The organism is Sphingomonas sp. 320_CC (assembly GCF_059691795.1).
Window position 1 is genome coordinate 13,266 of record NZ_JCAWAE010000004.1, and the last position, 22,527, is coordinate 35,792.

The 22,527-nt window shown below is 64.3% G+C and carries 18 protein-coding genes; 12 read left to right on the forward strand and 6 right to left on the reverse strand.

Features of this window, described 5'->3' with window-relative positions:
- Positions 1–81: 81 nt before the first annotated feature.
- From paoA to AC59GX_RS15910, 6 genes are all read left to right on the forward strand, one after another.
- A complete protein-coding gene (gene paoA / locus AC59GX_RS15885) occupies positions 82–714 on the forward strand; it encodes an aldehyde dehydrogenase iron-sulfur subunit PaoA (protein WP_497302060.1) in 633 nt (210 codons plus the stop codon).
- On the forward strand, positions 711–1,661 hold the full coding sequence (locus AC59GX_RS15890; RefSeq protein WP_497302061.1) for an FAD binding domain-containing protein: 951 nt from the start codon (positions 711–713) through the stop codon (positions 1,659–1,661). Before paoA ends, AC59GX_RS15890 begins: the two co-directional genes overlap by 4 nt.
- The gene (paoC, locus tag AC59GX_RS15895) at positions 1,658–3,868 is read left to right on the forward strand and encodes an aldehyde oxidoreductase molybdenum-binding subunit PaoC (RefSeq protein ID WP_426282412.1); all 2,211 of its coding nucleotides are present in this window, start codon (positions 1,658–1,660) and stop codon (positions 3,866–3,868) included. Before AC59GX_RS15890 ends, paoC begins: the two co-directional genes overlap by 4 nt.
- 107 nt (positions 3,869–3,975) lie before the next feature.
- Positions 3,976–4,386 (forward strand): (R)-mandelonitrile lyase, encoded by a 411-nt coding sequence (locus tag AC59GX_RS15900; protein WP_426282411.1) that lies wholly within the window; start codon positions 3,976–3,978, stop codon positions 4,384–4,386.
- Between the two features lie 40 nt (positions 4,387–4,426).
- Positions 4,427–5,182, forward strand: coding sequence for an SDR family NAD(P)-dependent oxidoreductase (locus AC59GX_RS15905; protein ID WP_426282410.1), 756 nt, complete (start codon positions 4,427–4,429; stop codon positions 5,180–5,182).
- 349 nt (positions 5,183–5,531) lie between these two features.
- On the forward strand, positions 5,532–6,314 hold the full coding sequence (locus tag AC59GX_RS15910; RefSeq protein WP_426282409.1) for a retropepsin-like aspartic protease family protein: 783 nt from the start codon (positions 5,532–5,534) through the stop codon (positions 6,312–6,314).
- A gap of 157 nt (positions 6,315–6,471) precedes the next feature.
- On the opposite strand, the gene AC59GX_RS15915 is transcribed toward AC59GX_RS15910, so the two are convergent.
- The gene (locus tag AC59GX_RS15915; RefSeq protein WP_426282408.1) at positions 6,472–7,728 is read right to left on the reverse strand and encodes an aminotransferase class V-fold PLP-dependent enzyme; all 1,257 of its coding nucleotides are present in this window, start codon (positions 7,726–7,728) and stop codon (positions 6,472–6,474) included.
- Positions 7,728–10,106: a TonB-dependent receptor plug domain-containing protein gene (locus AC59GX_RS15920; RefSeq protein WP_426282407.1), complete on the reverse strand. Its 2,379-nt coding sequence runs from the start codon at positions 10,104–10,106 to the stop codon at positions 7,728–7,730. Before AC59GX_RS15920 ends, AC59GX_RS15915 begins: the two co-directional genes overlap by 1 nt.
- A 293-nt stretch (positions 10,107–10,399) precedes the next feature.
- On the opposite strand from AC59GX_RS15920, the gene AC59GX_RS15925 reads away from it, so the two are divergent.
- The 4 genes from AC59GX_RS15925 (at position 10,400) to AC59GX_RS15940 (ending at position 13,801) form a co-directional block, all read left to right on the forward strand.
- Positions 10,400–10,729 carry a DMT family transporter gene (locus AC59GX_RS15925; protein WP_426282406.1) on the forward strand — a complete coding sequence of 110 codons (330 nt, stop codon included), beginning with the start codon at positions 10,400–10,402 and terminating at the stop codon, positions 10,727–10,729.
- Between the two features lie 240 nt (positions 10,730–10,969).
- Complete coding sequence (locus tag AC59GX_RS15930; protein ID WP_497302062.1) at positions 10,970–12,430, forward strand: CYTH and CHAD domain-containing protein; 1,461 nt, start codon at positions 10,970–10,972, stop codon at positions 12,428–12,430.
- A 213-nt stretch (positions 12,431–12,643) separates the two neighbouring features.
- Positions 12,644–13,336: a DUF4336 domain-containing protein gene (locus AC59GX_RS15935; RefSeq protein ID WP_426282404.1), complete on the forward strand. Its 693-nt coding sequence runs from the start codon at positions 12,644–12,646 to the stop codon at positions 13,334–13,336.
- 102 nt (positions 13,337–13,438) lie between these two features.
- Positions 13,439–13,801: a LysR substrate-binding domain-containing protein gene (locus AC59GX_RS15940; RefSeq protein WP_497302063.1), complete on the forward strand. Its 363-nt coding sequence runs from the start codon at positions 13,439–13,441 to the stop codon at positions 13,799–13,801.
- Positions 13,802–14,346: 545 nt separating this feature from the next.
- Here AC59GX_RS15940 and AC59GX_RS15945 read toward each other — a convergent pair.
- The 4 genes from AC59GX_RS15945 to AC59GX_RS15960 form a co-directional block, all read right to left on the reverse strand.
- Positions 14,347–15,141 (reverse strand): class I SAM-dependent methyltransferase, encoded by a 795-nt coding sequence (locus AC59GX_RS15945; RefSeq protein ID WP_426282402.1) that lies wholly within the window; start codon positions 15,139–15,141, stop codon positions 14,347–14,349.
- A 333-nt stretch (positions 15,142–15,474) separates the two neighbouring features.
- Positions 15,475–17,091 (reverse strand): sensor histidine kinase, encoded by a 1,617-nt coding sequence (locus tag AC59GX_RS15950; protein ID WP_497302064.1) that lies wholly within the window; start codon positions 17,089–17,091, stop codon positions 15,475–15,477.
- Positions 17,076–17,783 (reverse strand): response regulator transcription factor, encoded by a 708-nt coding sequence (locus AC59GX_RS15955; protein WP_426282400.1) that lies wholly within the window; start codon positions 17,781–17,783, stop codon positions 17,076–17,078. Before AC59GX_RS15955 ends, AC59GX_RS15950 begins: the two co-directional genes overlap by 16 nt.
- 11 nt (positions 17,784–17,794) lie before the next feature.
- Complete coding sequence (locus tag AC59GX_RS15960) at positions 17,795–19,396, reverse strand: DUF4153 domain-containing protein (protein ID WP_426282399.1); 1,602 nt, start codon at positions 19,394–19,396, stop codon at positions 17,795–17,797.
- 302 nt (positions 19,397–19,698) lie between these two features.
- Between AC59GX_RS15960 and AC59GX_RS15965 the strand changes: the two genes are divergently transcribed.
- A complete protein-coding gene (locus AC59GX_RS15965; RefSeq protein WP_426282398.1) occupies positions 19,699–20,316 on the forward strand; it encodes an OB-fold-containig protein in 618 nt (205 codons plus the stop codon).
- Between the two features lie 25 nt (positions 20,317–20,341).
- On the forward strand, positions 20,342–22,078 hold the full coding sequence (locus AC59GX_RS15970) for a flotillin family protein (protein WP_426282397.1): 1,737 nt from the start codon (positions 20,342–20,344) through the stop codon (positions 22,076–22,078).
- Positions 22,079–22,527 lie beyond the last annotated feature (449 nt).

Consider the following 22,527-nt stretch of genomic DNA (forward strand, 5'->3'; position numbering starts at 1 on the left):
ACCGTGGCGGTAACCGTCTCCGTACAAAAGCGTTTAATAGGCCTGATCGGCGCCCCTTGGCGCGCCCAAGGAGGATCGCCGATGGCCAGCGAGAGTTTTCAATTGTCACGACGGGAGATGCTGATGAGCACCGCTACTACGGCAGCAGCATCCGCTACCGTGAGTGAAACGGCCGAAGCCGCGCCGCCGGCGCAAGCCCTACCGACGTACAAGGTTGTTCTGACCGTAAACGGCAAGGCCCGCGCGTTGACCCTCGATCCGCGGACGACGCTGCTCGATGCGCTGCGCGAACATCTGCACCTGACCGGTACCAAGAAGGGCTGCGACCACGGGCAGTGCGGAGCCTGCACGGTCATCGTCAACGGCGAGCGGATCAACGCCTGCCTCAGCCTTGCCGTCCAGCATGACGGCGATGCCGTGACCACGATCGAAGGGCTCGGCACGCCCGAGCGTCTGCATCCGATGCAGGCCGCCTTCGTGAAGCATGACGGATATCAGTGCGGTTACTGCACCCCGGGGCAGATCTGTTCCGCGGTCGCCGTGCTGGAGGAAATCCGGCGTGGCATCCCCAGCCACGCGCAGGCCGATCTTATGACGGCCCCGCAGCCGACCGGCGCCGAAATGCGGGAGCGGATGAGCGGCAACATCTGCCGCTGCGGTGCCTATTCCAACATCGTTGAGGCGATGGCCGACGTGGCAGGAGCGAGCGCATGAGAAGCTTCACCTACGAGCGGGCACGGACGCCTGCGGACGCGGCACGTATCGTCGCAAGCCATCCCGGCGCGCGATTCCTGGCCGGCGGTACCAACCTGCTCGATCTGATGAAGCTCGAGATCGAGACGCCGACTCATCTGGTCGACGTGCAGGACCTCAAGCTCGACCGGATCGAACCGGCCGACGCGGGCGGGCTGCGGATCGGTGCGTTGGTCAGCAACACAGCGCTTGCTAGCGACGAGCGGGTGCGACGCGACTATGGCGTCCTCAGCCGCGCCATCGTCGCAGGTGCCTCGGGCCAGCTACGCAACAAGGCGACGACCGCGGGCAATCTGCTGCAGCGAACGCGGTGCCCGTATTTCTACGACACCAACCAGCCCTGCAACAAGCGCAGGCCGGGGTCGGGGTGTGCTGCGATCGGTGGCTATTCGCGCCAGCTCGCCGTCATCGGATCGAGCGACGCGTGCATCGCAACCTATCCAGGCGACATGGCGGTCGCGATGCGCGTGCTCGATGCCACGGTCGAGACGGTGAGGGCGGACGGCAAGACGCGATCCATCCCGACGGGCAGCTTCCATACGCTGCCGGGTACCACGCCCGAGCGCGATAATGTGCTCGATCACGGCGAACTCATCACCGCGGTGACGTTGCCCGCGCCAGTCGGTGGTACGCAAGTCTACCGCAAGGTGCGTGACCGCGCGTCCTATGCGTTTGCACTCGTTTCGGTCGCCGCCATCGTCCAGCGCGACGGCAGCGGGCGCGCAGCGTTCGGTGGTGTCGCTCACCGGCCTTGGCGCGTGGAGGCGGCGGAGGCAGCGATGCCCCGCGGCGCGGTCGAGATGGCGAAAGCGGTCTTTGCCGACGCCCGGCCGACTGACAAAAACGCATTCAAGATCCCACTCGCGACGAGCACCCTCGCGGCGGTGATCGCAGAGGTAAAGCCATGATCTTCGATACACCCGCAGGCGCCAACCCGACCGACCGGATGAAGGTGCTCGGCAAGCCACTCGATCGCTACGAAGGGCATCTGAAGACCACCGGCACCGCGAGCTATGCTTATGAATGGCAGGATGTCGCGCCCGGATTTGCGTACGGCTACATCCTGGGCGCCGCGATCGCCAAGGGCCGGATCACTTCGATCGACACGCGTGATGCCGAACGTGCGCCCGGCGTGGTCGGGGTGGTCACGTACCTCAACGCCGGCAAGCCCGGGGTCGGCAAGTTCTACGTCCAGAAGATGCTCGCCGCGCCGGAGGTCGACCATTATCATCAGCCGGTCGCGGTCGTCGTCGCGGAGACCTTCGAACAGGCTCGTGCGGCAGCGGCGCTGGTGCGGGTCGACTATCAGCGGACGGCGGGGCGGTTCGACCTGCACGCGCAGAACGGCAGCGCCCCGGTTCCACCGGAAGGCGAGTTTGGCGGCCCCAACGAGAAGCAGGTCGGCGACTTCGCCAAGGCGTTCGCGGCGGCACCGGTCAAGGTCGACGAGACCTATACCGTGCCCGACCAGGCCCATGCGATGATGGAGCCACACGCATCGATCGCAAAGTGGGACGGCGACCGCGTGACGTGCTGGACGTCGATCCAGCAGATGAACTGGGGAACGCGCGACCTCGGACTGATCTTGGGTATCCCCAAGCAGAACGTCCACCTGATCTCGCCCTACATCGGTGGCGGCTTCGGCGGGAAGGGGACCGTGCAGATCGATCTGGCGCTGGCGGCGATCGCGGCGCGCGTGGTCAAGCGGCCGGTGAAGATCGCGCTGCAACGTCCGATCATGTTCAACACCACGATCCACCGGCCAAAGACGATTCAGCGCGTGCAGTTGGGGGCGGGCCGTGACGGGCGGCTGACGGCCATCGGTCATGACAGCCTGTCGGGTAACCTCGCCGGTGGGCGTACCGAACCGACCGTGACCTCGACGCGGACGCTGTATGCGGGCGCGAACCGGCTGACCCGGATGCGGCTTGCCACGCTCGACCTTGCCGAAGGCAACGCGATGCGGGCGCCGGGCGAAGCACCTGGCCTGATGGCACTGGAGGTCGCGATGGACGAGCTGGCGGAAAAGCTAAAGATGGATCCGATCGAGCTTCGCGTCGTGAACGACACGCAGGTCGACCCCGAAAATCCCAGCAAGCCTTTTTCGACCCGTGCCTTTGTCCGTTGCCTGCGGGAGGGCGCCGAACGCTTCGGCTGGGACAAGCGCCGGAGCAAGCCCGGTACCGTCCGCGACGGCCAGTGGCTGATCGGCATGGGGATGGCAGGAGCGATCCGAGGCGGCAAGATCGCCAAGGCTGGCGCGCGGGCCCGGCTCGATCGGCACGGCACGGTGACGATCGAGACCGACATGACGGATATCGGCACCGGCAGTTACACCGTCGTCCAGCAGACCGCGGCCGAGATGATGGGCGTCGCGCCCGACCGCATTGTGGTGAAGCTCGGCGACTCCACCTTCCCGGAAACGCCTGGATCGGGCGGGCAGCAGGGCGCGCCTTCCGTAACGGCGGGCGTCTACGCGGCGTGTTTGAAGCTGCGCGAGACCGTCGCCCAGCGGCTCGGCTTCAACACCGCCGACGTCGACTTTGCCGATGGCCAGGTGCGCAGCGGCAACCGTTCGGCGAAGCTTGCCGACGCGGCAAAAGACGGCGACCTCGTGGTCGAGGACCTGATGGAGTTCGCCAAGCTCGCGGATCAGTTCCAGCAGCAGACCTTCGGGGCGCATTTCGTCGAGGTTGCGGTCGACGCCTATACCGGCGAGGTTCGGGTGCGGCGCATGCTCGCGGTCTGCGCCGCAGGACGCATCCTCAACGCCAAGACCGCACGCAGCCAGGTGATCGGCGGCATGGTGATGGGCGTCGGTGCGGCGCTGATGGAGGAGATGGCGATCGACAAACGCTTCGGCTTCTTCGTGAACCACGATCTCGCCGGCTACGAGGTGCCGGTGCACGCCGATATCCCGCATCTCGACGCCTTCTTCATCGACGAGGTCGATCCGACGATCTCGCCGGTAAAGGCCAAGGGCGTTGGCGAGCTGGGCCTGACCGGGGTCGCTCCTGCGGTCGCCAACGCGATCTACAACGCGACCGGCGTGCGCGTGCGCGAATATCCGATCACGCTCGAAAAGCACCTCGACGCGCTGCCGGCGCTGACGTGATCGCCCGACCAACACCGACAGGCGCGGCATCCCTGCTGCAGTTCGGCATCATGCTCGCGCTGATGTTGCCCGTCAGCTCTGTTCAAGCACAAAGAGGAAGTTTCGACATGACCATCGCACGCAAGACAGAAATGAAGACCGTCGACGGACCGGAGGACTATTTCACCGGCAAAGTCACGATCACCGGCCAGTTCCAGCGCGACGAACCGTCTCGCGTCTCAGGTGCCATCGTCCACTTCGAGCCCGGCGCTCGGACCGCGTGGCATACCCACCCCGCCGGCCAGACGCTGATCGTGACCGAGGGCGTCGGATGGACGCAGATCGCGGATGGCCCGAAGCTGGAATTCAACGCTGGCGACATCCTGTGGTGCCCCGCCGAGCACAAGCACTGGCATGGCGCGACGCCGCATCAAGGCATGACCCATGTCGCCATCCAGGAGTCGGTCGATGGCTCGCCTGTGACCTGGATGGAGAAGGTGACGGACGACGAATATCTCGCGCCGCTCGGGACCGAGTGATCGACCGCCGTCCGCACAACTGAAACCGGGAAGTCCTCTTATGTCCAACGCTCATCGTTTTTCCGACAAGGTCGCATTCGTCACCGGCGCGGCCAGCGGCATCGGCCGCGCTACGGCTGTTGCGTTCGCAACCGAGGGCGCCCGTGTCGCGATCCTCGATCTTACCGAAGATGCGCTTGCCGAAACTGCGGATGCCGTCAGGGCCGCGGGCGCACAGGTGTTGGTCATCGCTTGCGACGTGTCCAAGCCGGAGCAGGTCGAGGCGGCGATCCGTCAGGTCGTCGAGACCTTCGGGCGGCTCGACATCGCCTTCAACAATGCCGGCGTCGAGAACAAGGCCGCGCCAGTCGCCGAGATCGCGCTCGACGAGTGGGACCGCATCCTCGACATCAACCTTCGTGGCACGTTCGTGTGCATGAAGCACGAACTGGCACAGATGGTCCGGCAAGGTAGCGGCGTGATCGTCAACACGTCGTCGGGCGCCGGCGTCCGGGGTGTGGCGGGCGGTGCATCCTATGCGGCCTCCAAGCACGCCATCATCGGCCTGACGAAATCTGCAGCGCTCGACTATGCCAAGCAGAATATCCGCGTGAACGCGATCCTGCCGGGCAACATCGAGACGCCGATGATGGATCGCTTTACCAACGGCGACATCCAGAAAGCCATCGATCTCGAGCCGGTCGGTCGTCTGGGTAAGCCCGAGGAAATCGCCGACGCTGTTCTCTGGATGAGCGCAGACCTAGGCGGATTTGTTACCGGTGCCGCCATCTCCGTGGATGGCGGCTGGTCGCTGTAACTACGCGATCATCCATTCAGTCGCCGCCTTACAGGGGCGACTGAATGGAGCAGGGTCGCGAATGGAAATTGGACGAACGGATGAAGGGGAAGGGCGCGGACAAGGCTCCGAGTATCCGTCTATAGATCGACTCGTCGCCGATCCCGATCGACGACACGCATCTCGTTGCGCCTGACCGAGTGCTGCTGCAGGGCCGGCGGAGCCGAGCAACGTCGCCGACCGCCCCGTGCAGCGAAACGAGCCGCATCACGCCCCCGCCGCGCACGCTAACCGTATGTAAACGAACACGCGCTACAATCTCGCTGATCCTCAGGGACGAATGTCCCTGGAAGAGAAAACGAGGGAGGCGATGGCCACCAGAGCAACTGTCCACGCCGCGGCAATCGCGCTCGCGCTCACCGCGACACCCGCCGCCGCTCAGGTCCGCGTCGAGATCGGGGGACAGATCCAGGATGTCCCCGCAAACACCGTGCGCACCGTTACCACGGTCAACGGACGTACGCGCGTTGTCGATGCGGCATGGCAGGGGGGCGTGGGGACGCCTGGCATGGCGACGATCACCACCACCGAGACCACGGACGAGGACGGCGACGGTCACGTGCTGTCGCGTACCGTCGTCACCTGCATCGAGCCACAGCGCACGACGGTCGCCGTCGTGGCGTATGCACCGCCACCCGTACCGCACATCGAGATCGATCCGGCCGACCTCGACGATCCGGTCACCCTTGGGACGCCACGCGTCCTGCGGATCAATCGCGATCCCTGGGGCGGGCACTTCGTCGCGTCTATGATTATTAACGGCGTGCCCATCCGTGCCATCATCGACACCGGTGCCGCCTACAGCGTCCTTTCGGCCGAAGACGCGCGCGAGACCGGTGCCGACCGTGCGGTGCAGCGCGAGGAGGTGGCGGTCGGCATTGGCGGTTACACCCGGGTCGGCGTCGCGCGCGTCGCGTCGGTCGAGATCGGCGGGCAGAGCCTCGGCCGTATGACGATGCGTATCGGCCAACCCGGCATCCCCTATACGCTGCTTGGACAGCCCGAGATCGCGCGGTTGGGACGCGTCACGATCGAGGACGGCGTGATGACGATCACCCCTCGCGGGATGCCGACGCAGGTCGCCATGCGCTAGTCCGGGCGAGGAGAAGGCAAGTTTGCAATGCACTGACCACCTATCGCCTGTTTCGAGACGTGTCGGTCAAGACCGGGATGATAGACCAGGTCTCGCTGATCAGCGCGGTAGAAGCAATGGCGATAAAGTCGCCTGTTCAGCGCTCACCATTAGGGTGCTAAACCGGTAGCCGTACGAGAGCCGCTGCCAGCGCATCCATGTCTGCCATCGTGTTGAACAGGGCAGGTGTGACTCGCACGCAGGATCCTGTTGCAGGACCATCACGGTGAACGGTGAAGATACCGAACCGATCTAGCAAGGTCTTCGCGATCGCCACGTTATCCGCCGAACTCGTCTTTCCAACGACGCGGAAGGCGGTGATGCCGCCATGGAGCATGGGGTCTTCGGGGGTCAGTACCTCGATTCCAGGGATCACGCGGGCCTGCGCGACCCATCGATTGCGAAGCGCAGCGAGGCGGTCGGCGCGGCGCTTGCTGCCGATCTTCTCCTGAAACGCAAGCGCGACGGGCACCGTCAGCGGCGCGGCGAAATCTACCGTGCCGGTATGGATACGCGCGTTTATGGTGTCACGGTCGGTCGCAGGATTGGCGGGATCGCGGTCGATCGCCGACAGCGCAGACCGTCGGATATGGATCGCGCCGACACCAAGGGGCGCTCCCAGCCATTTGTGGCAATTGATCCCGACATAGTCGCAGTCGAGATCGCCTAGTGTCATGTCGAGCTGGCACCAGCTATGGGCCGCGTCGACGATCGTGGCGATTCCGCGCGCACGGGCCATCGCCGCGATCTCGCGCGCCGGCAGGACCAGCCCGGTACGGTGGCTCAGATGGGTCAGCAGGATCAGCTTCAGCCGCGGATTGGCCTCCATCGCGGCGGCATAGGCGTCGATCAGCGACTGGCGCGTAGCCGGTTGGGGAAGCGCGATCTTCACGATCGACACGCCACGTCGTGACTTCAGGCTGTCCATGCACGCCTGCATGCTGTCGTAATCGAGATCCGCGTAGAGCACGGCGTCGCCAGGCGTCAGCGCGGTGTATCCCAGGATCAGCGCCTTCAGCGCCTCGGTCGCGTTGCGCGTGAAAGCGACCTCGTCCGCCGGGACTCGTAGCGTGGCGGCCAGCGCATCGCGTGCCGCCATCCAGTCCTTCACCATGCCGCGCCGGGTGTAATAGCTCGTGTCGCGGTTGACCCGTTCGAGATTGCTTTCATAGGCTTGAAGGACGGGGCGCGCCATCATGCCCCAATTGCCGTTTTCGAGATGGATCACCGCGCGCGTCGGGTCGTATTGCGCCGCCACCTCTTTCCAGAATGCCGTGTCGTCGGTCGCCGACGGGGATATAGCCGCCCCCGCCGGAGCCGCCGTCATGGCGGCGGCTCCGGTCAAGAACAGCCGGCGATCGATCGGCGTCGTCATCAGAAGCTCATTCCCACCCGTACGTAATATTGGCCGCCATCGGTATCGTATGGCGCATTGCGCGAATAGATCAGGCCGCGGACAGCTTGGTTGGTGGCTTCGGCGGGATAGGTGTTGGCGACGTTCTCAGCACCGACCCGCAGCGTGAAATGATCGTCGAACTTGTAGGCGGCCGATACGTCGAACAACGCGATCGAGCCGAAGCGCTGGAACAGTTCGCCCGTCGCGTTACCGGTGACGTCGGTCCAGGCGCCGTAATACCGTGCCCGTGCGAGCAGCGCGACCGGGCCGATATCGTAGCCTAGCGTTGCGGTTCCATTATGCTTGGGCAGCCGCTCCTCGAAGATCCGTCGCTGGGTTTCGTTGGGGATTGCGGCACTCGTGCCGCTGCGCACTTTCGTCTGGTTGTAATTGTAGGCCAGGCTCAAATTTGCACGGCCCGGACCGACGCGGTGGCCATAGCCGATTACCGCATCGATGCCGCGCGTACGGGTATCGAAGTCGTTCGTGAAGTAGCTGACCGCGGTAAAACGCTGCGGATTGGCGAAGCTGGCTGGGACCGCGAAAGTACGGGACTGGCTGAACCGGTTGTTGACGTCGATCTGGTAGATATCGACGCTCGCGGTCAGGCCGAAGCGGCTCTGGAAGGTCAGCCCGGCGGTCGCGGTCTTCGATGTTTCCGGCGTCAGGGGGGCCGCCCCCAGTGCCACGGCAAGCGGATCGGTTGGTGAAAGCCGGCCTTGGTTGAACACTTGTAGCGTGGTGGTGTCGAGCCCCTGGGTGGTCTGCGACGTGTTCAGCTGGGCAGGCGTGGGCGCGCGGAACCCAGTCGAATACGTGCCGCGTGCGGCAATGCCCTTGATCGGCTCGAAACGAGCTGAAAGCTTGTAGTTAAAGGTGTCGCCGAATTCCGAAAAGTCTTCGTACCGGCCTGCCGCACCGAGCGTCACCATATCGATCGGCTGCCATTCGAGATCGAGATAGCCGGCGTAGCTGGTCTGGTCGAACGTGCCGGCGAGGCTAGGACTGAAACCGGGAAAGCCGTTGGAATTGGGCGCGAGGCCGGTCGCAGCGCCGGCCCCGATGGCGTAGGATGCCGGATCGCCCGCCGACACCTGATAAGTTTCGCGACGGCGTTCGGCGCCGAACGCGACGTTGACCGGCGCCGCGGTGCCGACTGGCAGGCGATAGACGAAATCGGCGTTCAGGTTGAATTCGCGCTGTTCGAGGCGGCCGAGATAGAAGCTGGTCGGGCTAGCAGGTCCGAGCGATGCGTTGAGACTTTCGTTGAGCGTATAATCGATCCGGCTGCGCCCGAAGGCGGCACTCAGATCATAGCTGAACCGGTCGCTCAGATCGCCGCGCAGACCGGTATCGCCCTGATAGTCGCTATAGGTCGTGCCGAAACGCGGCGAGAAACCGACCGGATATATGCTCTTGAACGAGAAGCCGGGAAAAGCCGAACTCGCGCCATAGACGCTGCTGGTGCCCGCGGGGTTGCGCCAGTTGAAGTCGGTCACGCCTTCGCCACTTTGCGCGGTGCCGAAGACGTAGAATTTGGCGGCATCGCTAAAGGCATAGTTCGCGTCGAGCGCGCCGCGAATACGCTCCTCGTCGGGCTGGCCCCAGCGTTGCACTGGATTGGGCACGACCAAGGTTGGATTCGCCGCCTGGAACGCAATCGCGTCGGGTCGCTGGCGTGTGCGTGAGGTCGCTTCGCTGTGGTCGTATTCGCCGGTGACGACGATCGTGCCGCGGTCGCCGAGAGCGATGCCGCCCCGAGCGCCGGTCTGATACTCCTTGCCGTCGCCCTTATAATATTGGGAGAACTGGCCGAACGCATCCATCCCGGCGGTGTCGTCGAGGATGATGTTGACCACCCCGGCGATCGCGTCTGAGCCATATTGCGCGGACGCGCCGTCGCGCAGCACCTCGATCCGCTTGATCGCGAGCGATGGGATGCCCGCCAGATCGGGCGCTTGCGCGCCCCGCGTGCCGAGCAGGGCTGAACGGTGATATCGCTTGCCGTTGATCAGCACGAGCGTCTGATCCGCGGACAGACCGCGTAGGGTGGCGGGGCGTACGAAGGCTTGGCCGTCTGCTGCGGGCAGACGCTGGACATTGAACGAGGGCAGGAGCTGCGCCAGCGTATCGGAGAGATCGCCCGAAACGCTCGAGCGTACCGCCTCGCTGGACAGGACGTCGACGGGGGCGAGCGTATCGAACTGCGTGCGCGATCGGTCGCGCGTGCCGGTGACGACGATCTGGTTTTCGTCGTTCGGCTGGGCCGCGTTCGCGGGAAGGTCCTGTGCGGTCTGAGCGAGTGCAGGCGTGCCGGCAAGCAGCGCGACGAGCGCACTGCTGGTGATGAATTTCATGATGCCCCTAGAGGTTGCCGGTTTGGTTCCACCGGTTCGAGGGGCAGCTAGCCCGTGCGTTTTTCGTGGTGATGACGGAACAGCGGCACTTCGATGACACTGCGCCGGAGCGAGGCACGGATGATTTGAGATAAATGGAGGGCTGAAGGTGGGGGGCGGGGAGGGTGCACGAACGTCCGGTTCCGGGTCTGCTGACTTCGCGCTGCCGGGCGACGCCCCTCAATGACAGGGCCCCCGCCCCGGGGCAGCGAGCGTCGCAAATTGGTCGCATTTCGTGTGCTAGCGGGTCGTGCATGAACTATCTCATGCTCGCAATCGCGATCGTCTCCGAGGTTTGTGCTACGACTGCAATGAAGCAGTCGCATGGTTTCACCCGCATGCCTTGGACCGTCGTTACAGTCGTCGGCTACGGTATCGCCTTCTACTTCCTCTCACTGACCCTCCGTACGATCCCGACGGGCGTTGCATACGCTATTTGGTCGGGCGTCGGCATTGTTCTTATCTCGACGGCTGCATGGGCATTCCAGGGTCAAAAGCTCGATACCGCTGCTATCATTGGCATGGGCCTGATCGTCGCCGGTGTCGTTGTCATGAACGTGTTTTCGAACGCGTCGGGCCACTGAAACGGGCTGCAGCTTTCCGCTCGTTTTCAGCCCTGCCGCCAGTTGACCCGGCCGCCGCAAGCTGCGGTCCGACCGAGGCCGTCTACAGCGACAGATGCGTTTCCGGAACGGCTGCGAATAGCTTTGCCAGCCAATAGCGTCGAGTGCGCAAAGACCGAGCGTGCAACTACTGGGGAACCAGCGAACCTATCACAGGTTGCCCTGGGTACGAGACGTCGCGATTTTGCGGGAAGGTATCGGGTGGCACAGGAAGTTGAACTGAAGTTGGTATTGGACGCCGCGGCGGCCGATGCCTTTGCAGGGGGCGACCTGTTCGATGTCCCGGCGAGTACGCGGCAAATGCGCGCGATCTATTTCGACACGCCCGACCTAGCGCTTTCGCAAGGTGGCGTCTCGTTGCGCATCCGCCAGTCCGGCGACACGCTGACACAGACGATCAAGGTCGCGGACGCCAAGGCGGCGGGTCTCTTCGCGCGATCCGAATGGGAAATCGAGGTGGCCGATATGAATCCGGTCGTTGACGACCGGACGCCCATTCCCACGCTGCTCGGCGACGAGGCAGGCACCGTCACTCCGATCTTCACGGTCGCGGTCGAGCGCCTGACGTGGATGGTCGATTGTGGCGAGGCGTCGATCGAACTGGTGTTGGATCGTGGGTACGTCGCCGCGGGTGACCGCCAGTCGCCGGTCTGCGAGATCGAGCTGGAGTTGAAGCGGGGAGAGCCCGCCGCCTTGTTTGCGCTGGCCAAGACGATAGCGGCGGAGTTTCCGGTCCGCCTGGGCGTCGTGACCAAGTCCGAGCGCGGCTACGACCTGCTTCGTCCAGCATCCAAGGCGTTCAAGGCGGAGAAGGTGGCGTTGAGCCGGACTGCATCCGCAGCGGACGCTTTCGAGGCAGTCGTAGGCTCGTGCATACGTCAGTACCGCCTGAACGAAACTGTTCTGCTCGACCAAGCCGACGCCGAGGCACTGCATCAGGCGCGCGTGTCGTTGCGTCGGCTGCGGTCTGCATTGTCGATCTTCAAGTCGTTGCTCGACGGCGACGAAGTGCCGCATTTCCAGAGCGAATTGCGCTGGCTGAGCTCGTTGCTGGGTGAAGCGCGCGACTTAGACGTGTTGCTGGCGAAGGCGCAGCCCGGGGTCTCGCTGTTTCAGGAACTCGACCGGGCTCGCAATGCTGCCTATGCTGCGGTTCGCACCGCGTTGGGCTCGGACCGGGTTCGGGCGTTGATGCTCGATCTGACGGAGTGGCTGGTATGCGGGGCATGGCGCACCGCGCCGTCAATGCGCGATGCTCGGGACGCGCCAGCAAGGCAGTTCGCAGCGGAGACCCTTCACGCGCTGAGGCGGCGCGTCCGCAAACGTGGTAAGTCCCTTGCCTCCCAAACGGACGAGGAGCGGCATGAAGTCCGCAAGGCCGGCAAACGGCTACGCTACGGCGCGGAGTTTCTCGGGTCCCTATTCCCGAGCCAGAAGCGTGCACGTCGCTACGGGAAGTTCTTTAAATCACTGGAGAAGCTGCAGGATCAGCTCGGCGCGCTGAACGATATGGCGACTGCGCCATCGGTTCTGGGCCGGCTGGGCTTGCGGGACGATCCCGATGCCAAAAGACTATTGGCGCATCGAAAAAAATCGAAGATCATCGATGCCGCGGCTGGAGCGTACGCCGATCTCCTCGATCGCAAGACTTTCTGGGGTTAGGGCGGGAGGATACGCGCCCGGTCGACCGATCGAGCGTGGGCCGGATCGGTTGATCGCCCCTGGTAAGTCCAATGATAGGCAGCACCGGTCAGGCCGTTCGACATAGCTGCCAGCGTAGGGGCTAGATTGTCGTGCATCCGCGAAGATGACGTTGCCTTCCACTACCCACTGCTTCGGGGGTGTCCTAGAGTCCCTTGGACGAGGGGGGCGGAAATGCTGCGACGATTTGGCAAAGAAATATGGACGGCGGACGGGCCAAGTGTTTCCGTCGCTGGCTTCGCCTTTCCGACGCGGACGATCGTTATACGGCTGTTCGATGGCTCTTTATTCGTTTGGTCGCCCATAGCACTATCCAGTGACCTCAAGATCGCGATTGATTCCCTTGGGCCGGTGCGTCACATCGTCGCTCCGAACACGTTGCATCATATGTTCGTTGGCGAGTGGCAAAGCGCATACCCGGCAGCAAAGTCATATGCCGTGCCGGCGTTGCGCGCCAAACGGCCGGCCTTGAAGTGGGATCATGACCTTAAGGACGCACCTGCCAAGGAATGGTCGGGTGAGGTCGATCAGATCATGGTGGACGGAAACAGTATCACGACGGAAGTCGTCTTCTTCCACCGCCAAAGCCGCACGGCGATCTTCACTGACCTGATCCAGCACTTTGAGCCCGGTTGGTTCAGAGGATGGCGATCCGTCGTTGCAAAGCTCGATTTGCTTACCGCGACCAGGCCAACCGTTCCCCGGAAATTCCGAATGTCGTTTCGCAATCGGGAGATAGCGCGAACTTCGGTGCAACGCATTATAGCATGGCCGACTTTGGGAGTACTGACGGCCCATGGTGCACCGATTACGCACGACGGTCGCGACGCGATTACCCATGCTTTTGAATGGTTGCTCCGAAAATAACGCGCGTTCACGGTCCCGGTCCCTGCAAACACGCTTGGCCCTGACACCTGTCATAGCAAATACGGCGAAGTAATCGTCCTGATTGCAGGACTTGGCACCCAGATGATCCGCTGGACCACCCCGTTCTGCGCCGAACTCGTAGCTCTCGGCTACCGGGTGGTGCGCTTCCACAATCGGGACGCCGGTTATTCAACGCATCTCGACTCCCACCCGGCCGTGGATTTCGGCGCGCTGGCGGCCGGTCTCGGGATCAGCGCGCTACCCCAATCGACGCTCGCCATGCTGGGGCAGGTTACGCTTGTCTCCCGTCCGCTGACGGCTCCTATGATTAGCCGGACGATCGGCATGGCGTGGCTCGCCGATCGCACTTTGCCACCAGCCGCGTCGGCATTCCTCCAGCATGTTCTGGCCCGTTGGCCGCGTCTCGCGGTGAATTTGGCTAGCTCTAACGATCCGAAGGGCTGATCCGGTAAATAGTGGATGCCAGTAGAATACTCTGTGAGTCCGTAGTGTATTCAGCCTCGTCGCGTGTCTTCGGCTGATTGTAGTTTGGAGGCCGCCTTACTTGACAACAGTTTCGCTGGCGATCCGCCGAACGAGCGTCTGAAGTTAAGCGGCCAGGCAGGCGCGGGAAATATTGGCTTCTGGGTCCAAACCCCCGAGGCGAAGAACCCGACCGATCGGCGGTCTCGTCGTCGGACATCATCGCAGCATTGGCCTCGGACGCAAAGTATCCAGGCTTTTTCGTCAACCGTTATCCCGCTCAGTCCCAGTTTGGCAGCAAGCGAGCGGGTCAGCGCTTCGAGCCAGCCCTTGGAGGCGGCACAGGAACCGTCGCCGCTCGCACGAGATCGAATAGCGCGACATGGTTCACTTCAAGCGGCGGTCGGGAGGCGGGCGGTCGAGTTCCGCGAGCGGTCGGCGATCGCGCCAGATTTGGCAGACGACCTAAACGCGCACGCCAGAAATGGCGCGACGCCGACCTTCGGGGATACTGTCACCGCACCCGATTACTTCGGCTTCATGAACTTCAGTGTCATTCGGTCGCTCTCGCCAATGGCAGCGTAACGCGCGCGATCGTGATCACCGTCCGCGAAGCCCGGCGGCAGTGTCCACACCCCCTTGGGGTAGTCGTGCGTATCCTTGGGATTGGAATTGATCGCGCTCTCGCGGGCGAGCCTGAAGCCGGCTTTGGTCGCATAGGCGAGGATGGACGAACGCTTCATGTAACCGCTGCGCGCCTCCTCGATCGTACCGGACGCCTCGGGCAAGTGATGCTCGACGACGCCCAGCGTGCCGCCCGGTTTCAGCATGGCGAACATCTGATCGAAGGCCGCTTGCGTCCGGTCGGTCGCACCGAAGCGCCAATTATGGACGTTGCGGAAGGTCAGGACGACGTCCGCGCTGCCGGCTGGCACCGAGGTCGCGCCCGGTCCGGCCGGGAATGTCGCGAATCTCACGGAGCCGTACGCAGACGGCGCCGCGGACTGTTTGGCCTTGACCGCAGCAAGCCCTTTGTCGTCCGGCCCGGCCGCGTATAGCGTCCCATGCGCTGCCAGATACGGACCGAGGATTTCCGTGTACCATCCTCCGCTCGGCCAAATTTCGACCACGGTGTCCGTGGGTTTCACCCCGAAGAAGCGCAGCGTCTCGACGGGGTGGCGATAGCGATCGCGCGCGACGTTGGCAGGTGAGCGCGTTGACGCCTTTACCGCTGCCATCAGGGCAGGCGACGGTGCTGGTCGAGCGGCAGCAACGGAGCCGGCGGTAAGCACCAAGGCGAGGAGGGCAGGGCCAGAACGCATAACGTACCTTTCGCGAGGGAGGTGCAGTGTTACCCGATCGCGGCGCGCAACAGAATTCCGCTATCTGGTACCCTCAAGATGATACGCAGAGATTTCTCGCGTAGAGCGCGAGGGCGACAAGTGTGTTTAATCACAGCAATAGGCCATTACCAGGCTTCAAATAGTATTGCTTGAGCGGCCAAACGGGGCGGCCCGAAATGCACTTTGAATGACAGGTTATGGGTCTTTGCTGTTGACAGGCCTGACACAATACGTTATTTGTGCTAAGTGGTGTTCGTGCCGATACAATGAATAGTTATATGTGTCTCGCGGTAAATAAAACTGCTTATTATGCTAGGTAGCGCAAGCCACGTACATTTTTGCGGAATGAATGGGTAAGCTGATCATGAACCCAAGATTCTCGCCGTCCATTGTCACCAATTCCCCCGAACTGGCCTCCAACAGTGATCGAGCAATCGCGAGTCCAAGACCGGTCCCACCCTTGTCCCGCTTCGTCGTAAAGAACGGCTCGAACAATCGTGCCCGGTCTGCAAGAGACGCGCCGCGACCGTCATCGACGACTAGGAGTTTCAGGGAGGTATCCTCGACAAGCATACGGATCGTCACCAATTGGGCGTTTGCCTGTCGGCTGTTTTCCAACAATGTTACGAGAACGGCCTCCAACGTCGCCGCTGGCACACGCACCATGGGTAGGGCGGAGTCACAGACAAATTCGATCGCGAAATTCGCCGTTCGCCAGGAACCGGCGACCCTCGCGACAACTTCCCCGGCGTTGATGCTAGCGTCTTCCGGTTCCGCCATGTCGGCACGAGCCAAGTCCAGCAGTCGCGTTACCAAAAGGGTCAGCCGGCGCGCGTCGGCTTCAGCATTCGCCAGGAAGCGGTAGCGATCTACCGCCGCCATGTCCGGGTGATCCTGAAGCAATTCCACCGCGCCGCGGATGCCGGCGAGCGGGGTCTTGAACTCGTGGCTGACCGCGTGGGCGAAATCGCGCAGATAGCGCGAACGCCGGTCGATCGCCGCTGCCATCACCGCGAAATCGGCGTAGAGGCCCTGGATCTCGATCGCCGCGGTCGGTGGCGGATCGGGGACGCGACCGCCGCCGCTTGCAACTGCGCGCGTTGCCGCGCCGAGCTGTTCGATCGGGCGCGTGACGCCGCGGGAAATGACGCCGCTCAGCACCACGAGCAGCCCAAAGATCGCGGCAATGCCAAGCGCGATCTTGCCGCGGTCTTCATACAGTCCCCGGAACAGCGCACGGGCGGAACGCGACAGCAGGAGCACGCCAACCACGCGGTCGCCAACGATGATCGGGCGTGCGTAATGGACGCGGATCGCTGCGGCTCGGGACAGCCATTCGAAGCGGTAGGTCGCGCGGTATGCGCCGTTGCGGCGGAGCGTGGTTGAGGCGCTTCCGGCAAGTGCAGCGGCAACTTCGGGGAGTGCGGCGTAGCTACCGACGGCCGAACTCCCGGCGACGATGCTGCCGTTGCGATCGAGAAGGATGATTGAGGCCAGCGTGGTGGACCGCGTCGCGTCCATGATCGGCGAAAGGAGCGTGGCGGCGACCACCGCATCGGGCGATGGTCTAGGACCAGCCGCGACCGGTGGCCGCTCCGCGCGGATGGGCGTCGTGCTGAGGTCGATGCCGGATGCGGGCGCCTGCACATAGGGGTTGTCGTCGCCTGCAACCTCGTGGTGCGCAATCCGACCGGGCGGGGCGGCAGGCCAGAGCGCCGCCGCCGTCGCGGACAGCGCCGCACCCTGCGCGACCAGCTCCGCCTCGGTCTGGCGAACGAGCGTGTTCTCATAGACGCGCAGGAACACCGCGCCGAATCCGGGTAACGCGGCGACCAGGAACAGCGTCGCGAACAGGATCGTCCGCAACCGCAACCGGGGCCAGTGGCGTTTCGCCCAGTCCTTGATCCCGCCGATCACGCGCCTGTGCACGATCCGAGACGATAGCCGATCCCCGCCCGCGTCTCGATCAGGTCGTCGGCGCCGGCCTTCGCGAACTTGCCGCGCAGGTTGCGGATATGGCTGTCGATCGTCCGGTCGGTGACCGCGAAACCGGGGCCGTGCAGCCGATCGATGATCGCGTCGCGGCTGAATACCCGACCCGGCATCGACGCGAGCAGCCGGAGGATCTGGAACTCGGTAACGGTCAGGGCGATCTCGACCTCGTTCCACAGCGCGCGCCATCCCTCCAGGTCGAGCCGCAACCGGCCATGCGAGAGATCGCGCCCGTCCTCGACGTTCGGCGCCCGCGCGGAGGTGCGTCGCAGGATCGCCATCACGCGCGCCACCACCTCACGCGGCGAAAACGGCTTCACCACATAATCGTCGGCGCCGAGTTCGATGCCGAGCACCCGGTCGATCTCGTCGTCGCGGCTCGACAGGAAGAGGATCGGTATGTCCGCCCTGCCCTCTCCGCCACGAAGGCGTCGACACACCTCCAGCCCGTCCATCCGCGGCATGTTGATGTCGAGTACGACCAGGTCGGGCGCATGAGTCTCGACGAGCGCCAGCGCGGCCTCGCCGTCCGCCGCCTCGATCGCGCCGAGCCCGGCCTTGTCGAACGCGAACACGAGCAGCTGGCGGATATGAGGATCGTCGTCGACGACCAGGATGGTGCGAGGCATCGGGCACAGGATCATTGTTGCGCACCCGGCGTCAACGGCTTTGGTGCCGGAATGCCAGGCGCAGGCATCTGCGGCGCTGGAGCGGACGGCGGCGCTGACGGACCCTCCACCAAGAGCGGCGGCAGGATCACCCCGTCGCAACGCCGTCCGTCCGGCGCCGACCGCAGACGCGGCGCCTTGGTACCGAACATCGCCCGGACCGTCGCGAGGCGTCTCGCGTTGCGCGGCGTCCAGCGGCGCCAATCGGCTTGCGCGTCCGCAGTTTCGGTCTGGTTTTCCCACCGCAGATAGGCCAGCCGGTCGCGCAGACCGGCCCGTTTCGCATGCCGCTCCAGCATCGCCAGCGAGACCAGCGATGGTGACCCGAGCCGCGCCATATAGCAGAGGTCGAGCGGCGGTCCCGCCTTGCCTCTGGCGAGCGTCGTGCGGACATTCCACGCCGCGGCGGTCGCGCCAAGATCGACGACGCTCGCCGCCACCAAAACCGTGACAGCCGCCAGCGCATTGGCGTTGATCAGCCACGAAGCCGACTTGCGTGCCAGCAGTCGCCAGCCGATCAGCGCCAGTCCCGTGGCCACGAGGCCCATCCACGCAAGCGCGGACAGCCGCAGAACCGTCATTCCGTAGGCGTCGACATAATCGAGCGTTCGCAACGCACTCGACGCGACCAGCAGCAGGTTCTGGAGGAGCCAGACCGTTACTAGACGTCGCACCAGCGGGCTCGCCGCGGCTGCACTGCCCGGACGTAAAGCCAGCAGCACGAACACCGCAGCGAGCAGCGCAGTCACGATCAACGAATACGCGCCGCGGTGCGCATAGTCCGCCATCGTCACGCCCGCAGGCAGTCCCGCACCGCTCCACAGGAACACGATGTCGAGCGTGTTTTCGACCGCGAAAATCACGTTGAACGTCACGAGCGAAAGAACCAGCGTCGCCACCCCCGGCTCGAACGCCATGCCGATCGAGCGTTCGTCCATACGCGATGCCCGCGTCGTGCGCCGGCTTGGCCGCAAGCTTGCCCAGATCGTAACCAGCACACAGAGCCCGAACACCGTCCGCCATGTCACCGCCCACGGATCCGGCAGCACGATCCGCGAGAATGCCTGACCGATCAGCAGATTGGCGTTCGCGAACAGCCCAACGAAAACCACGCCGCCCAACAGGGGCAACGCGACGACAGCCCCGATTGCGCGGATGCCGCCGGAGGGCGGCCCTCGACGCTGGTGGACCATCGACAGCCGCGCAGCATCCTTCAACGGCGCAATGACGGCGGACATCGCGTGCCAGCCAAGCCTGCGAGCCCAAGCCAGCGCATCGTCGAACCTGTGTCGCGGCAGGAGCGCAGCAAGCGAGATCGCCGTCCAGAACAGAACCCAGCCAAGGACGCTCGGATCTTCGACGAGCACCACCGCCAACCCGGCGCCGGCAATCAATGCCAGTAGCGCCGCCCCGTCGTTCCAGATCGCCCTACGCGTCAGGACTAGGGCGATGATCCAGGCGAATGCAAACCCACCCACGACCGCGCCATTGCCATCGGCGATCAGTATCTCCGCCAGGACGATCAGCGCCAGGGCAGAGCCGATCTTGGCCACCAGACTTCCATGACGATCCATCTTCGCACTCCCCGATTGTCGAGGATCGGCTTTGCCGTGGCTCTGTGATCGACCGATCGCGAGATCCGTGTGCAGTCCGCTCGCTTGTCGTGCAGATCCTGTGCAGAGGATGGATCGAAACCCGGCCGATCTCCCGCAACCCGCGTTGCGAACGCATCGGCGTAGAGCTAGCCTCGCTCTGGGGAGTATCGACGCATGGAGTGGAAAGACCGGATCGGCCGGCGTTTCGTAACGAAGCGTTGTCGTCTGTCCGCTACCCGTTCGCCCATGCAGAACCAGGGTCCTCACCAGCGCTACGGCCGATGTTCACGATCTTCCTGACGCCCGCCTACGTGCCCTTCGCGATCGCGTTCGTCATCATGATCGGGATTGGGCTGATCGAGGCGATCGGTCTGGGGCTCGGCCATCTCGATCTCCACGCGGACGTCCATGCCGAGGCCGATGGCGGCGTGCTCGACTGGCTTGGGCTGGGCCATGAACTGCCGATCCTAATCTGGCTGACTTCGCTGCTTGGTTGCTTCACGCTGGCCGGGATCGCCATCCAGCAGGGCGCGACCGCGCTGGCCGGCGGCCCGCTTCACTGGGGCCTCGCCTCGGGTGGCGCGCTGATCGCGGGCAGCCTGCTCAACACGCTTGCCGCCAACGGCCTCGCCCGGATCATGCCCGGCTTCGAGACCAGCGTGATCTCGACCGACGACTTCCTCCGCCGCCGCGGCACCATCCTCGAGGGCACCGCCCGCCGCGGATCGCCCGCCCGCGCAAAGATCGTCGACCAGCACGGCCAGGCGCATTTCATCATGGTCGAGCCGCATGACGAGGCCGACGCGATCGCCGCCGGCGAGACCGCGCTGATCGTCCGCCGCGACGGCAAACTCTTCTACGCACTGCCGGAAGCCAACGCGCTTCTGCGGCCGATCTAACCAACGCATAACCGGGGAGGGTTTCATGCCCGCACAGCTTCTGAACGTCCTGATCTACGCCGGTATCGTCCTGTTCGCACTCGTGGTGATCGGCATCATCCTGACCCGGCTCTACCGCCGCGCGACCAAGGACGTGGCGCTGATCCGCACTGGCTTCGGCGGCGAGAAGGTCGTGCTCAACGGCGGCATCATGGTCATCCCCGTGCTCCACGAACTGATGCAGGTCCGCCTGACGACCGTGAAGCTGGAGGTCTCGCGCCTGAACAAGGATGCGCTGATCACGCTCGACAAGCTGCGGGTCGACGTCGTCGGGCTGTTCCATATCAAGGTAAAGCCCGACGCGGAATCGATCGCCGCCGCCGCACAGACGCTTGGCGATTCGGTCAACAGCCCCGACGCGGTAAAGTCGCTGCTCGACGGCAAGCTCGTGTCCGCGCTGCGCTCGGTCGCCGCGACGATGACGATGGAGCACCTCCACGCCAACCGCGCCGACTTCATCCAGAAGGTGCAGGAGGCGCTGATGACCGATCTGGACATGAACGGCTTCCAGCTCGAGTCCGTCAGCATCACGCATTTCGACCAGACCGCGTTCGAGCATTTCAACGAGAACAACGCGTTCGATGCCGAGGGGCTGACCGTGCTCACGCGGACGATCGAGGAGCGCAAGAAGATCCGCAACGACATCGTCGCCACCAACCGCGTCGAGATCGAGCAGCGCAACCTCGATGCGAACAATCAGTCGCTCGAGATCGCTCAGGCCGCCGAGCAGGCACGGCTGACGCAGGAGCAGACGCTGTCCGCCCGCCGCGCCGAACAGGCGACCGCGATCGCCACCGCCGAAGCCGAGCAGACCCGTCTCGCCGAGATCGCCCGCATCACCGCCAGCCAAGCGCAGACGGTCGCGCAGACCGAAGCCGACAAGGTGATCCAGACCGCAACCATCGCGCGTGACGGTGCGATCCAGACCGCGACGATCGAACGCGACCGCACGATCGAGATCGCGCGCATAACGACCGCCGTACAGACCGCGCAGAAGTCCGAGGAGGAATCGACCGCTACCGCCGCAGCGAACGAGGCCCGCGCGCTCGCCGTCCGCGCCGAGGAAAGCGTCGCCACCGCCAAGGCAACCGAGATCGCCAACCGCAACAAGAACGTGGCTGTGATTGCAGCCACCCAGCGCGCGCAGGAAGAGGCGGTCGGCATCACCGTCGCCGCGACCGCCGAGAAGGAAGCCGCTGAGGCCCGCGCGGGTGCGGTGCGCACCGAAGCAACTGCCGAGGCCGACGCCGAAAAGGCCCGCGCGGAAGGTCGCGAGGCAGCCTTCAAGGTCGATGCCGCAGGTCAGGCATCGCTCAACGAAGCAACCAATCTGCTCAGCGACGCGCAGACCGCGCTGCTGATCCGGCGCGCGATGCTCGAAGCCCTGCCCGCGATCATCTCTGCGGCCAGCAAGCCGATGGAAAATATCGACAAGATCAGCATCCTCGATGCGCGCGGGCTTCACGGTGACGGCGGCAGCGACAGCGCGTCCGGCGGCGGCCAAGGCAACCTCGCCGATGCCGCGGTCGCGGCGGCGATGCGCTACCGCGTCGGCGGCCCGCTCATCGATGGCCTGATGGCGGAACTCGGCATGACCGGCAGTTCGTTGAACGGCATGCTCGCCGGGAGCAGCGCGGATGCGGCGCCAGCCCGAGCCTCAGCCACCGATACCCACAAACATCCCGCTGCACTCAACGGCGGATCGGGCAACCCGCCGGCCTGATCGGGTAGATGCAGTCGCAAGATTCCCCGAAATCGATCGATGCACCGTTAGGTTCGGCAATGGATTTTGAGCACGAGAATCAGGGCGAGGCGGCATATCCAATTGGAACGCGCCGCCCTCGCTAGACGCGTGCTTAAGCTATCGTTCGCTGGCAACTACGGCCCACCGAGCGTCGATCAATCGGCCTATCGGCCTTCCCGACTAGGGGGCTACCGGGTGATCTTCCCAATCCGGCTCGCAACACGGCATAGTCTGGCGGGCTATCGAGCATACCATACGCGCCGTCACGCGATCCCAAGCGATTGCCTAGCCGCCGGTGGGCAATGAGATCGTCGTGACGTGCTTAAAGGAGGCTGCCGGCTGCTGGCGCTATCGATGTGTGGGACGTCGAAAACTCTGATGCCCACCTCCTCGAGACGCCGGCAGTGCAAAGCGAACTGCAAATCGCA

Excerpts from the sequence above, each read along its gene's own strand:
- paoA (WP_497302060.1), top strand. The coding sequence starts at position 82 with ATGGCCAGCGAGAGTTTTCAATTGTCACGACGGGAGATGCTGATGAGC.
- AC59GX_RS15890 (WP_497302061.1), top strand. The coding sequence starts at position 711 with ATGAGAAGCTTCACCTACGAGCGGGCACGGACGCCTGCGGACGCGGCA.
- paoC (WP_426282412.1), top strand. The coding sequence starts at position 1,658 with ATGATCTTCGATACACCCGCAGGCGCCAACCCGACCGACCGGATGAAG.
- AC59GX_RS15900 (WP_426282411.1), top strand. The coding sequence starts at position 3,976 with ATGACCATCGCACGCAAGACAGAAATGAAGACCGTCGACGGACCGGAG.
- AC59GX_RS15905 (WP_426282410.1), top strand. The coding sequence starts at position 4,427 with ATGTCCAACGCTCATCGTTTTTCCGACAAGGTCGCATTCGTCACCGGC.
- AC59GX_RS15910 (WP_426282409.1), top strand. The coding sequence starts at position 5,532 with ATGGCCACCAGAGCAACTGTCCACGCCGCGGCAATCGCGCTCGCGCTC.
- AC59GX_RS15915 (WP_426282408.1), bottom strand. The coding sequence starts at position 7,728 with ATGACGACGCCGATCGATCGCCGGCTGTTCTTGACCGGAGCCGCCGCC.
- AC59GX_RS15920 (WP_426282407.1), bottom strand. The coding sequence starts at position 10,106 with ATGAAATTCATCACCAGCAGTGCGCTCGTCGCGCTGCTTGCCGGCACG.
- AC59GX_RS15925 (WP_426282406.1), top strand. The coding sequence starts at position 10,400 with ATGAACTATCTCATGCTCGCAATCGCGATCGTCTCCGAGGTTTGTGCT.
- AC59GX_RS15935 (WP_426282404.1), top strand. The coding sequence starts at position 12,644 with ATGCTGCGACGATTTGGCAAAGAAATATGGACGGCGGACGGGCCAAGT.
- AC59GX_RS15940 (WP_497302063.1), top strand. The coding sequence starts at position 13,439 with ATGATCCGCTGGACCACCCCGTTCTGCGCCGAACTCGTAGCTCTCGGC.
- AC59GX_RS15945 (WP_426282402.1), bottom strand. The coding sequence starts at position 15,141 with ATGCGTTCTGGCCCTGCCCTCCTCGCCTTGGTGCTTACCGCCGGCTCC.
- AC59GX_RS15955 (WP_426282400.1), bottom strand. The coding sequence starts at position 17,783 with ATGCCTCGCACCATCCTGGTCGTCGACGACGATCCTCATATCCGCCAG.
- AC59GX_RS15960 (WP_426282399.1), bottom strand. The coding sequence starts at position 19,396 with ATGGATCGTCATGGAAGTCTGGTGGCCAAGATCGGCTCTGCCCTGGCG.
- AC59GX_RS15965 (WP_426282398.1), top strand. The coding sequence starts at position 19,699 with ATGTTCACGATCTTCCTGACGCCCGCCTACGTGCCCTTCGCGATCGCG.
- AC59GX_RS15970 (WP_426282397.1), top strand. The coding sequence starts at position 20,342 with ATGCCCGCACAGCTTCTGAACGTCCTGATCTACGCCGGTATCGTCCTG.